The 11,483-nt window shown below is 72.0% G+C and carries 10 protein-coding genes and 1 pseudogene; 4 read left to right on the top strand and 7 right to left on the bottom strand.

Annotation, left to right across the window (positions count from 1 at the left end; all coding sequences use genetic code 11):
* Window positions 1-74: 74 nt before the first annotated feature.
* Genes MTQ01_RS14040 through MTQ01_RS14025 form a run of 4 tightly spaced genes read left to right on the top strand, consistent with a single transcriptional unit; the run spans window position 75 to window position 3,979 of the window.
* The gene (locus MTQ01_RS14040) at window positions 75-1,196 is read left to right on the top strand and encodes an ABC transporter substrate-binding protein (RefSeq protein WP_247490280.1); all 1,122 of its coding nucleotides are present in this window, start codon (window positions 75-77) and stop codon (window positions 1,194-1,196) included.
* Window positions 1,197-1,238: 42 nt separating this feature from the next.
* The gene (locus MTQ01_RS14035) at window positions 1,239-2,033 is read left to right on the top strand and encodes an ABC transporter ATP-binding protein (RefSeq protein ID WP_247490278.1); all 795 of its coding nucleotides are present in this window, start codon (window positions 1,239-1,241) and stop codon (window positions 2,031-2,033) included.
* Window positions 2,020-3,054, top strand: a complete 1,035-nt coding sequence (locus tag MTQ01_RS14030; RefSeq protein WP_247490276.1) for an ABC transporter permease — start codon at window positions 2,020-2,022, stop codon at window positions 3,052-3,054. Before MTQ01_RS14035 ends, MTQ01_RS14030 begins: the two co-directional genes overlap by 14 nt.
* A gap of 55 nt (window positions 3,055-3,109) precedes the next feature.
* The gene (locus tag MTQ01_RS14025) at window positions 3,110-3,979 is read left to right on the top strand and encodes a sirohydrochlorin chelatase (protein WP_247490274.1); all 870 of its coding nucleotides are present in this window, start codon (window positions 3,110-3,112) and stop codon (window positions 3,977-3,979) included.
* A gap of 219 nt (window positions 3,980-4,198) precedes the next feature.
* Here the strand turns inward: MTQ01_RS14025 and MTQ01_RS14020 are convergent, their stop codons facing one another.
* The 7 genes and pseudogenes from MTQ01_RS14020 to MTQ01_RS13990 form a co-directional block, all read right to left on the bottom strand.
* Window positions 4,199-5,368 (bottom strand): LLM class flavin-dependent oxidoreductase, encoded by a 1,170-nt coding sequence (locus MTQ01_RS14020; protein WP_247490272.1) that lies wholly within the window; start codon window positions 5,366-5,368, stop codon window positions 4,199-4,201.
* Window positions 5,369-5,551: 183 nt separating this feature from the next.
* Window positions 5,552-6,091, bottom strand: a pseudogene (gene ssuE, locus MTQ01_RS14015) (NADPH-dependent FMN reductase); the annotation flags it as partial.
* 185 nt (window positions 6,092-6,276) lie between these two features.
* A complete protein-coding gene (locus MTQ01_RS14010; RefSeq protein ID WP_247490270.1) occupies window positions 6,277-6,969 on the bottom strand; it encodes a winged helix-turn-helix domain-containing protein in 693 nt (230 codons plus the stop codon).
* 118 nt (window positions 6,970-7,087) lie between these two features.
* Window positions 7,088-7,993 (bottom strand): TauD/TfdA family dioxygenase, encoded by a 906-nt coding sequence (locus MTQ01_RS14005; protein WP_247490268.1) that lies wholly within the window; start codon window positions 7,991-7,993, stop codon window positions 7,088-7,090.
* Between the two features lie 103 nt (window positions 7,994-8,096).
* The gene (locus MTQ01_RS14000; protein WP_247490266.1) at window positions 8,097-8,966 is read right to left on the bottom strand and encodes an ABC transporter permease; all 870 of its coding nucleotides are present in this window, start codon (window positions 8,964-8,966) and stop codon (window positions 8,097-8,099) included.
* The gene (locus tag MTQ01_RS13995) at window positions 8,963-9,775 is read right to left on the bottom strand and encodes an ABC transporter ATP-binding protein (protein ID WP_247490264.1); all 813 of its coding nucleotides are present in this window, start codon (window positions 9,773-9,775) and stop codon (window positions 8,963-8,965) included. The genes MTQ01_RS14000 and MTQ01_RS13995 overlap by 4 nt, the downstream gene beginning before the upstream one ends.
* Window positions 9,776-9,781: 6 nt before the next feature.
* On the bottom strand, window positions 9,782-10,825 hold the full coding sequence (locus MTQ01_RS13990; protein WP_247490262.1) for an ABC transporter substrate-binding protein: 1,044 nt from the start codon (window positions 10,823-10,825) through the stop codon (window positions 9,782-9,784).
* Window positions 10,826-11,483 lie beyond the last annotated feature (658 nt).

Genomic DNA, 11,483 nt, shown 5'->3' with positions numbered 1-11,483 from the left:
ATCGACCGATGTACGCGATGCCGAACCGCCCCAGCCCCGCCACCAACTGCCTGAGTCTCGAAGGGACTTGCCCCATGTCTGCACCCACCGCCCGTTCCGGTTCCCGCCGCCGCACCCTCACCGCGCTGGCCGGCGCGGCCGTGTTCCCCCTGCTGCTGACCGCGTGCGGCTACGGGTCCGAGGCGTCCGACGAGGCCAAGGCGCCCAAGGCGGAGGGCGAGAAGGTGGGAGGCCTGGACGAGGTGAAGGTCGGTTTCTTCGCCAACGTCACCCACGCCACGCCGCTGGTCGGCTTCGGCGGGGAGGGGCTCATCCAGAAGGAGCTCGGCGGCACCCAGGCCAAGCCGTATCTCTTCAACGCCGGTCCGTCCGCGATCGAGGCGCTCAACTCCGGCTCCATCGACATGACCTGGATCGGTCCCTCGCCGGCCATCAACGGCTACACCAAGGCCGCGGGCAAGAACCTGCGGGTGGTCGCCGGAGCGACCTCGGGCGGCGCCTCGCTGGTCGTCGATCCCGAGAAGATCAAGAGCGAGGCGGATCTGAAGGGCAAGCGGATCGCCACCCCGCAGCCCGGCAACACCCAGGACGTGGCGCTGCTCAACTACCTGAACGAGAAGGGCCACAAGGTCGACCCGGAGACCGGCAAGGGCGACGTCTCCGTCATCCGGCAGGACAACAAGGAGATCCCGACCACCTTCCAGCAGGGCGATCTGGACGGTGCCTGGGTGCCCGAGCCGACCGCCTCCAACGTCGTCGACAAGGGCGGCAAGGTGCTGATCGACGAGCGCGACCTGTGGGACGACGGAAAGTTCGTCACCACCCATCTGATCGTCTCGCAGAAGTTCCTCAAGGAGCACCCGGAGGTCGTCGAGGCGGTCGTCCGCGGCTCCGTGAAGACCAACGCCTGGATCAACGACAACCCCGGCAAGGCCCGCGAACAGGTCAACGCCGGGCTGGAGAAGCACGGCGGCAAGAAGCTCCCCAAGTCCGTGATCGACCCGGCGTTCCGGAACATCGAGGTCACCGACGACCCCCTGGCCTCCACCCTCGACGAGCAGGCGAGGAACGCCGTCAACTCCGGGCTCCTGGACAAGGCCGAGATCAAGGGGATCTACGACCTCTCGATCCTCAACAAGGTGCTGAAGGCCGAGGGCCGGCCGGCCGTCGAGGACGCCGGGCTCGGCGCCAAGTGACCGTGACCGCCCACCCATCACCCCAGTAGGAGGTGGCCCGCGATGGCAACCGCACTTCTCAAGGCGCCGGTCGACGAGCAGACCGAGCACGGCTACGCGGCGCGTATCGACCACGTTTCGAAGTCATTCGGCCGGCAGGGCGAGCAGCAGCTCGTGCTGGACGACATCTCGGTGGACGTCGCACCCGGCGAGTTCGTCACCCTGCTCGGTGCGTCCGGCTGCGGAAAGTCCACCCTGCTCAACCTGGTGGCCGGGCTGGACCGGCCGTCCGCCGGTTCGATCCACGTACCCGGCGGACGGGCGGCGCTGATGTTCCAGGAGCATGCGCTCTTCCCCTGGCTGACCGCGGGCAAGAACATCGAGCTCGCGCTGAAGATGCGCGGACTGCCCAAGGGTGAACGCCGCGGCGAGGCGGAGCGGCTGCTGGAGCTGGTACGGCTCCGGGGCGCGCACGGCAAGCGGGTGCACGAGCTCTCCGGCGGTATGCGGCAGCGAGTGGCGCTGGCGCGGGCGCTCGCCCAGGACAGCCAACTCCTGCTGATGGACGAGCCGTTCGCCGCGCTCGACGCCATCACCCGGGACGTGCTGCACGAGGAGCTGACCCGCATCTGGCGCGAGACAGACGTCTCGGTGCTGTTCGTGACGCACAACGTGCGCGAGGCCGTACGGCTGGCCCAGCGGGTGGTGCTGCTCTCCTCCCGGCCCGGCCGGATCGCCCGCGAGTGGCGGGTGGACATTCCCCAGCCGCGCCGTATCGAGGACGCCGCCGTCGCGCAGCTGTCCGTCGAGATCACCGAAGAGCTGCGGGGAGAGATCCGTCGTCATGGCCAACACTGAGACAACGGGCTCGGCCCGTGAACGGCACCGGGCCGACCCGGTCACCGCCGACGGCGGCGCGGGCGGACCGGACAGCGGGTCCGGCGGCGCGAGCGGCAACGGCGGACCCGGCGGCAACGGCAGCGCGGGCGGACCGGACAGCGCGGGCGGCGGGGAGCAGGCCGCCTCCGACCTCGCCGGGCTCGAAGCCGGGCTGGACGCACTGGACAGCAAGTCGGCCGCCCGCACCTCGCTGGGCCGGGTGCTGCTCACCAAGGTCCTCCCGCCCGTGGTGGCGATCGCGCTGGTGCTGCTCCTGTGGCAGCTGGCGTTCGCGCTGGAGCTCAAGGAGGACTACCAGCTGCCCAGCCCGCTCCAGGTCGGCAGTGCGATCGGCGACCTGTGGCTGAAGGGCACCCTGCTGGAGGTCATCTGGACCAGCGTCTCGCGCGGGCTCCTGGGCTTCGGCATCGCGATCGTCATCGGCACCCCGCTGGGTCTGCTGGTCGGCAAGGTGTGGTTCGTACGGGCGGCCATCGGGCCGATCCTGACCGGGCTCCAGTCGCTGCCCTCGGTGGCCTGGGTGCCCGCGGCGATCATCTGGTTCGGGCTCTCCGACGCGATGATCTACACCGTCATCCTGCTGGGCGCGGTGCCCTCGATCGCCAACGGGCTGGTCTCCGGCCTCGACCAGGTTCCGCCGCTCTACCGGCGTGCGGGGCGGGTCATCGGGGCGACCGGGCTGGCCGGCGTACGGCATGTGCTGCTCCCCGCCTCGCTCCCGGGCTATCTCGCCGGCCTCAAGCAGGGCTGGGCGTTCTCCTGGCGCTCGCTGATGGCGGCGGAGATCATCGCTCGGTCCCCCGATCTCGGGGCCGGGCTGGGGCAGTTGCTGGAGAACGGGCGCGGCAACCAGGACATGGCCATGGTCCTGAGCGCGATCCTGCTGATCCTGGTCGTCGGCATCGCCATCGACCTGCTGGTCTTCGCCCCGCTCGAACGTCGGGTGCTGCGCAGCCGCGGCCTGCTGGTGAGCCGCTGACACCGCCCGCGACGAACGAGCCCGTTCCGTCCGACCCACACCGAGAGAAAGCCGGATGAACCGCTTCCCCCACGCACTGCCACGGCCCGGCACCGGGCCCCGGCCGACCCTGCTGGTCGTCGCGCACGGCAGCCGCGACCCGCGGCACGCCGCGACCGTCGCCCGGCTCTGCGCCCGGCTGCGCCTGCTGGCGCCCGGGGCCCGGGTGGAAGCGGCACATCTGGACTTCAACGCGCCGAGCGTGCCGCAGGTGCTGGAACGGCTGCACGCCGAAGCGGTGGCCGAGGGCAGGCAGAGGTGCGAGGTGGTGGCGCTGCCGCTGCTCCTCACCCGCGCCTTCCACGCCAGGACCGACATCCCCGCCGTACTGCGGGACTCCGCCCGCGCGCTGCCCCGGCTGTCGGTCACCCAGGCAGAAGTCCTCGGCCCCGACGCCCTGTTGGTCGCCGCGCTGGAGCGGCGGCTGCGCGAAGCCGGGGTCCGGCCCGGCGACATCGGCTCGACCGGGGTCGTACTGGCCGCGGCGGGCTCCTCCGATCCGGAGGCGATCGCAGTGATTGCCGACGTCGCGCGGGAGTGGCGGCGCACCACCGGCTGGTGCGCTGTGCGTCCTGCGTTCGCCTCCGCCTCCGGCCCGCGCACCGAGGAGGCGGTGCGCGCGCTGCGCACCGAGGGGGTGCGACGCATCGCCGTCGCCCCGTACGTGATCGCCCCCGGGCGGCTGCCCGACCGGATCGCGGCGGGCGCGCTCGAGGGCGGCGCGGATCTCTGCGCACCCGTACTGGGCGACGCCCCGGAGATCGCACGGCTGCTGCTGCGCCGCGCGCAGGAGCAGCTGCACCCCTCCGCGGCCGGGCGCGGCGGCGGTCTCCTCCGCGGATCCGCGGGCCTGCGGCCGGGGCCGGACGCGGCGCGGGCCGCCTGAGCCGCCACGCCTGCGGAAGGCGGGTGCTGCCCGGCCGGCCTGCGGTACGCGGACGGCGGGCCCGTTCCGTCCGCGCACCCGGCCCGGAGGCGTATCGGCGTGGGTGGTCGCGGAGACGAAGACGGAGGCGTATCGGCGCCGGCGGTCGCGGGGACGGGGCGACGGCGGCGTATCGGCGTGGGTGGGAACGGCGCCGGGCACGCGGGCCCGGCGCGCGCTTCAGGATGCGGTGGCCCGCGGCGCTTCGTGCTGTCGCGGCCCGAGCAGTGCAGAGCGGTACGGGTGGTGCCAGAGCCCTTCGCGTTCCAGGAGCGGGAGCACCCCCTCGCCGAACCAGTACGCCTCCTCCAGATGCGGGTATCCCGAGAGGACGAACTCCTCGATGCCCAACTCCCGGTACTCCTTGATGAGTTCGGCGACCTCGGCGTGGCTGCCGACGAGCGCCGTGCCCGCGCCCCCGCGCACCAGCCCCACTCCGGCCCACAGCCCGGGGTGGATCTCCAGCGCGCGGCTGTCGCCCGACTTCCGGTCGCCGCCGTGGAGTTCGAGCATGCGCCGCTGTCCTTCGGACTCGCTCCGGTGCAGACCGCGCTGCACGGCGGCGACCGTCGCCGGGTCGAAGCCGTCCAGCAGGCGCTGCGCCTGGGCCCACGCCTCGGCCGAGGTGTCGCGGGAGATGACGTGCAGACGGATGCCGAAACGCACCGTACGCCCCTCCTCGGCCGCCGACGCGCGCACCCGGTCCAGTTTCCGCGCGACCTGCGCGGGCGGCTCTCCCCAGGTGAGGTAGACATCGCTGTGCCGACCGGCGACCGCCACCGCGGCGGGCGAGGACCCGCCGAAGTAGACCGGCGGCACCGGATCGGGGAGCCGCGCCAACTCGGCCCGCTCCACCCGCAGATGGGCGCCGTCGAGGCTGACGCTGCGACCGGCCCACAGCCCCCGTACGACCTCCAGGAACTCGCCGGTTCGGGCGTACCGTCCGTCCTTGTCGAGGAAGTCACCGAAGGCGCGCTGCTCCTCGCTCTCTCCTCCGGTGACGACGTTCAGCAGCAGCCGGCCGCCGGTCTGCCACTGGTAGGTGGACGCCATCTGGGCGGCGAGCGTGGGCGAGATCAGGCCGGGCCGGAAGGCGACCAGGAACTTGAGGTGTTCGGTGTTCTCGCTGACCAGCGCGGTGGTCAGCCAGGCGTCCTCGCACCAGGTGCCGGTGGGCGTCAACGCACCGGTGAAGCCGACCTGTTCGGCGGCGCGGGCGATCTGGCTGAGATAGCCGACGGAGGGCGGCCGGTCGCCGCCCGAGGCGGTGGTGGGCGTACCGTGCCCGCCGCCCACCACATGGCGGCTGTCGCCGCTGGTGGGCAGGAACCAGTGGAAGGTCAGGCTCATGTCTCTCTGCTCCGGGAGGTGGAAGTCGTAGGGGTCCGGTCAGGCCGCGACGGAGACCCGGGCGTCACCGGGGCCACGGACGTCGTGCGGGCCGCGAGCGTCGTGCGGAGTGGGAGTGTCGTGGGCAGCGGGGGCTTCGTGCGGAGTGGGAGTGTCGTGGGCGGTGGGAGTGTTGCGGGGCGCGAGGGCGTCGCGGGCGGCGAGAGCCCTGGTGAGGCGTCCGACCGCGGCCTCGACGCCCTCCGCTGCCTCCCGGCCCAGCGTCAGCCCGCCGTCCGCGTCGAGCGACAGCTCGCGGTCGGTCACGAACCAGCCGCGCAGCACACTGTCGGTGCCGAGCGAGGTGAGAACGGGCCTCAGTCCGTAGTCGATGGCCAGTACGTGGGCCGGGGTGCCGCCCGTGGCGAGCGGCAGCACCGTCTTGCCGGCCAGTGCGGACTGCGGCAGCAGGTCGAGCAGCGTCTTCAGCAGCCCGCTGTAGGCGGCCTTGTAGACCGGGGTGCCGATGACGACCGCGTCCGCCTCGGCCACGGCCGCCAGCGCGGCGGCGATGGCGGGGTGGGAGGCGTCGGCGGCGAGCAGCGCGACGGGTGGCAGGTCGCGCACGTCCAGATGGTCGACGGTGTGTCCGGTGGCGCTCAGCCGCGAACCGACGTGGCGGACGAGGGCGTTGGTGCGCGAGGTGGGTGAGGGGCTTCCGGTGAGGGCGAGTACATGCGCCATCGCTGGCTCCTTCTCGGTGGTGCGGTGCGGGTGCAGAGGCGGGACGGGTGTGCGGCGCGGGTGTGCTCGGATACGCGCCGCGGGTGTGCGGCGCGGGTGCGTTCGGCGGCGGACGGCGGGGCGGGGCCGCTGGGTCCGTGTGGCCGTTTGGGGCAGCCGGTGCGCGAGCGGCGCGAGCGCCGTGCTCAGGTCCGGTCGGGCACGTACTTGTAGCCGACCCGTCGCACGGTGACGATGCTGTCGCGCCGCTCGACGCCGAGCTTTCGCCTCAGTCGGGCGATGTGCACGTCGACGGTTCGGCCGTCGCCCGGATAGTCGTAGCCCCAGACGGTGGAGACCAGCGACGCCCGCGAGTGCACCCGGTGCGGGTGGGCCACGAGATGGGCGAGCAGCTCGAACTCCAGGTAGGTCAGGTCGAGTTCGGTGCCGTCCAGCAGTGCCACATAGCGCTCGTGGTCGATGACGACGGCGGCCGGGCGCGTCTCCGGGACCTCGACGACCGGCGGCTGCTGCGCGGGCCGCTCTCCGCTCTGCGTCACCTCCGCCACCGTCGCGGGCGCCCCGGCCGGCGGTGTTCCGGCGGCGGCCCGGCCCGTGGCCGCGGGTCCGGACGGGGCGGAGGGCAGCGCCGCAGGCGGCTGGGTCGCGGTGCCGGGTGCCAGTGGCGGCGGCCCGGACGTGGGCAGCCTGGGATCGACGCGGCGCACCGTCACCGTCGATGCGAAGAGTTCGGCCGGCGAGGTGCCCTCCGGGGCGAGTACCAGATAGCCGACCAGCGGCACGTCCTTCGTGCGGCGCGGATCGACGACGCGCAGGTGGCGGCTGCCGGCCGACACGACGGAGAGGGCGGGGGCGGGGGTCAGGACGGGCTGCGACACGGGAGGCTCCTGAGGTGCGGTGTGTGGAGGGGGATTCGGCAAGATGCCGAGTGGTCCGGGGCGCGCGGGGGTGGGCAGGCGGGGTGGGGCGGGCGCACGGGCCCGCCCCACCCGCCGGTCAGGCCGCGGCCGGCGTGTAGTGGGCGGCTTCGTCGCCCTCGAGGATGTAGCTGTGCCGGCCGTCGACGCCGACGGGCACATCACCGGCGACGGTGATCCGGTGCAGACGACGGGGCAGGTCGCCGTAGTCGTCCGGGGCGTAGTGCTGGGTGCTGCGGTTGTCGAAGAGCACGACGTCCCCCGGTTCCCAGACGATCCGGAGCAGGTTCTCCGGGCGGGTCACGTAGGACTGGAGGATGCGCAGCAGGTCCCTGGACTCCGAGGAGTTCAGGCCCACCAGGCTCTGCGCGAACCCGCCGATGAACAGACCGCGTTCGCCCGATTCGGGGTGGACGCGCACCACCGGGTGCGCGGTGCGGTACTTGGTGGAGACGAACTTCGCCCGGTGCTCGGACGCCGCCTCGCTCGACGGCCTGGAGTGGGTCGCGTAGTCGTAGTCGTTGGTGTGGACGGCCCACAGCCGGTCCGCCAGCTCGCGCAGCGCCTCGGGCAGATCCCGGTACGCGGTCTGCGAGTTGGCGATCAGGGTGTTCCCGCCGTAGGGAGGTACGACGAGACTGCGCAGGGTCGACGCCTTGGGCGGCGTGCGCACGAAGGTGACGTCGGTGTGCCAGTGGTTCGCGCGGATGCCCTCGCCGCCGTCGACGGGCAGGATGTTGGGGCGTCCGTCGACGGAGTCCACCGTCGGGTGTGCGCCGGTGAGTTCCCCGAAGAGCCCGGCGAAGCGCAACTGTCCCTCGTCGTCGAGGTGTTGGCCGCGGAAGACCAGCGCCTTGTGCTCCAGGAGGGCGGCGTTGATCTCGGCGACCAGCGCCGGCTCCAACGGTTTGGAGAGGTCGACGCCGACCAGTTCGGCGCCGATGCGACCGCCGATGCGGCGAATGTCGAATGCGGTGGTGGTCATGAGGGTTGCTGCCTTTCGTTGCGGGTGCGTCGTCGGGTCGGGTGGTTCGGGGTCGGCCTGTTCGGGGTCGGCCGCCTCGGGGGTCGGGTGCGGCCGGCCGGCGTCACGCCGGGGGCCGGGGCCGCCAGGAGGTGAGTCGGCGCTCCGCCCACAGCAGCAGCTGGTTGAGCAGCAGCCCCAGGGCGGAGATGGTGAGGATCCCGGCGTACATCTGCGGGATCGCGAAGTTGTACTGCGAGGAGTTGATGAGGAAGCCGAGGCCGGCTTTGGCGCCGACCATCTCCGCCGCGACGAGCACGAGGATCGCCGTGCCGCCGGCGAGCCGGATCCCGGTGAAGACGGTCGGCAGCGCCGCGGGCAGGACGACCTTCTGCAACAGCCTCGGCGCCGACAGGTCCATGGACCGGGCCAGCCGTATCAGCGTGGGGTCCACGGTGCGTACGGCGCTGACGGTGTTGAGCAGGATCGGCCAGGTGCAGGCGAAGAGCACGATGGCGACCTTCGAGGTCTCGCCTATCCCGAGCAGCAGGATGAAGACAGGCAGCAGGGCGAGCGCCGCGGTGTTGCGGAACAGCTCCAGCAGCGGGTTCAACAGGTCCGCGAGCGGCCGGTACCAGCCGATCAGCAGTCCCAGCGGCACGGCGCCGAGCACCGCGAGGCCGAAGCCCAGTCCCGAACGGACCAAGCTGGCCTCGGTGTTCTCCCAGAGCCGGCCGTCGAGCGCCAACTCCCACCAGGCGGCGGCCACTTCGGTGAACGGAGGGAGGAACGTACGGTCCGCCAGCTCCAGCCGCGGAGCGAGCTCCCAGAGTGCCAGCAGCGCCACCACAGCCACGCTGCGGGTGAACGCCAGCCGACTCAGCCGACCCAGGACGCGCAGCGCACGGACGCCGCGGGCCGGGGTGTCGCCCTGCGGCGGCGGGCCCTCGGAGCCGCTGCGCGCCGGCGCGGGTTTCTCCAGCACGACGGTCATCGCGCGACCGCCTCCCTCTCCAACTCCTGTGCACGGTCGACCTCTTCGTGCAGCAGCTGCCACAACCGACGCCGGTGCAGGGCGAATTCGGGAGAGGACCGCAGATCGGCGTGTGCGGCACGGGCCTCGCCGAGCTCGATGGGGACGACGTCCTTGATCCGGCCGGGGCGGGAAGTGAGCACCGCGACCCGTTCGCCGAGGTAGACGGCCTCATCGATGCCGTGGGTGATGAAGACGATCGTCTTCCCGGTGCGCTCCCAGATCCGCAGCAGCTCGTCCTGCAGCGACTCCCTGGTCTGCGCGTCCAGCGCGGCGAAGGGTTCGTCCATCAGCAGGACCCCGGGGTCGTAGGCCAGGCTGCGGGCGATCGCGACGCGCTGTCGCATGCCGCCGGACAGCTCGTGCGGGTGCCGGTCCTCGAAGCCGCCGAGGCCGACCAGCTCCAGGTACTCGCGGGCCAGCGCGGCCCGTTCGCGACGGGGCGTACCGGTGGCCTCCAGGCCGAACTCGACGTTCCCGGCCGCGGTGCGCCAGGGCAGCAGCGCGTACTGCTGGAAGACGATGCCCCGGTCCAGCCCGGGGCCGGTGACGGGGGTGCCGTCCAGCAGGATCTCGCCGGAGGTGGGCCGGTCGAGTCCGCCGAGGAGGTCCAGGAGCGTGGACTTTCCGCAGCCGCTGGGGCCGACGACCACGGTGAACTCGCCTGCCCGGATGTCGAGTTCGACGCCGTCCAGGGCGAGGACGGGGTCTCTGCCGCCGCGCGCGGGGAAGGTTCTGCTCACCGCGCGCAGGCTGATCTTCGCTGTCATACGCGCTCAGTCCCTCTTCTCGTTGCGGGGCTCCGCGGTGGTCGGGGAGTCGTTGAACTCGTTGGTGTAGATGTCCGAGACCTTCACCTGACCGGCCTTGATGTCGCCGCGCTTGCGCAGCCAGTCCAGCCAGAGGTTCAGCTCCTTCGGGGCGATGCGGCCGCCGGTGCCGGCCACGCCGTAGGAGCGCCAGTGCTCCAGTGCCGCGGTGTCCTCGTTGCGTCCGCGGTCCTTGATGACCTTCTTCTTCAGCTCGACGACCTCAGCGCGCGGCGTGGCACGGGCCCACTCGATGGCCCGGCCCACTCCGGTGACGAAGGCGCGCACGGTCTCCGGGTTGCGGTCGATGAAGCGGTCGGCGATGACGTACGTGCCGGCGCTGGAGTCGCCGAGGATCGCGTGATCGCTGAACAGGATGCGCACACCTCCGCGTTCCAACGCCTTCTCGCGCAGCACGCCGTCGAGGGCTCCGAGGTGTATCTGCTGCTTGCGCAGGGTCTGCTCGATGTTGACGGGCGGTACGACGAGCCGTTCGACGCGTTCGGCCTCCTTCTCGCTGAGGCCCTCGCGCTGGAGGTAGATGTCCAGCATCGCTTCGGCGTGCGCGCCGAGGGTGTTCATCCCGACCTTCTTGCCGATGAGGTCGCGAGCGGTGCGCACCGATCCGTCGTCCAGGGTGGTGAAGCCGTGGTAGGCGTCCTTGTCCGAGCCGTAGTAGCTGATCACCGCGGTGACCGGCGCCTTGGCTGCGGCGAGCTTGATCACCGCCCCGTTGAAGGCGCCGCCGAAGTCGACCTCGCCGGAGGCGGCGGACTGGATGTCCTGCGGACCGGAGATGGTGTTGCCGACCCATTTGAGCTTGACGCCCTCCAAGTAGCCGAGTTCCTCGGCCAGTTCGGCGGGGGTGACCTGGCCGGCCCAGCCCTGGTAGCGGAGGGTGTCGGTGGAGCCGCCGGAGCCCCCGCCGGTGGCCCGGCCGCAGCCGACGGCCACCGCGGCGGCACCGGTGAGAGTCAGGAACGCGCGTCGGGTCGCGAGTAGGGGAGACAAGGGAGAACTTCCTGTCGGACGGGTGCGGCGGGCCGGGAGGGACGACCTGCCCACCGGACGCGGCGCGGGGCACACGGCGGTGGGTGCCGGACTCGGCGCGAAACGGCGCGGAAAGCACCGTCCGCATCGGGCCGGGCACGGCGCGAAACGATCCCGGGGCAGCACGAAGAAGGCGGGGAACGAGAACGGAAAAGGCGCGTGAAAGGCACACGGAGACAGCCCGCTGACACCGAGTGGAGAATCTCGGAGAAAACCGGGGCATTCCCAGATGAGGCACGCGAGAAAAGCCCGGTCGAACGGGAGTGTTCTCCCTCCGCGACCGCCGCCGCTTTCCGCCGGACCCGCGGTGTGCGCCCGCCTCGTCCGCAGTGCCCGCAGAGCAGGCACCGAAGTGGGACGGGTCGCTCAGCGCCTGCGGGCGGAGAGCGGCGGCGGGATCACGGAGCCGACGGAATCGGCGTCGTCACGGCCTCGGAAACGACCCGGAGATCGTTCCGCGGCAGGTGGGGAGGGAGGGGTCAGCTGGGCGCGGTTCAGCGGCAAGCGGCACAGAGTGCGCTTGCGTGACGTCGAAGGTCGACGTGGCGACGCGATACGAGAACTTCAGCTTGACTCACAATCGATGACCCTGCCATCAACTCCGGTCCGCCGTCAACGC

It is taken from the genome of Streptomyces sp. XM4193 (genome assembly GCF_023072595.1).
In the GTDB taxonomy this organism is placed as follows: domain Bacteria; phylum Actinomycetota; class Actinomycetes; order Streptomycetales; family Streptomycetaceae; genus Streptomyces.
The sequence above is the reverse complement of the archived record's forward strand: the minus strand, read 5'-3'. Positions and strand labels throughout refer to the sequence as shown.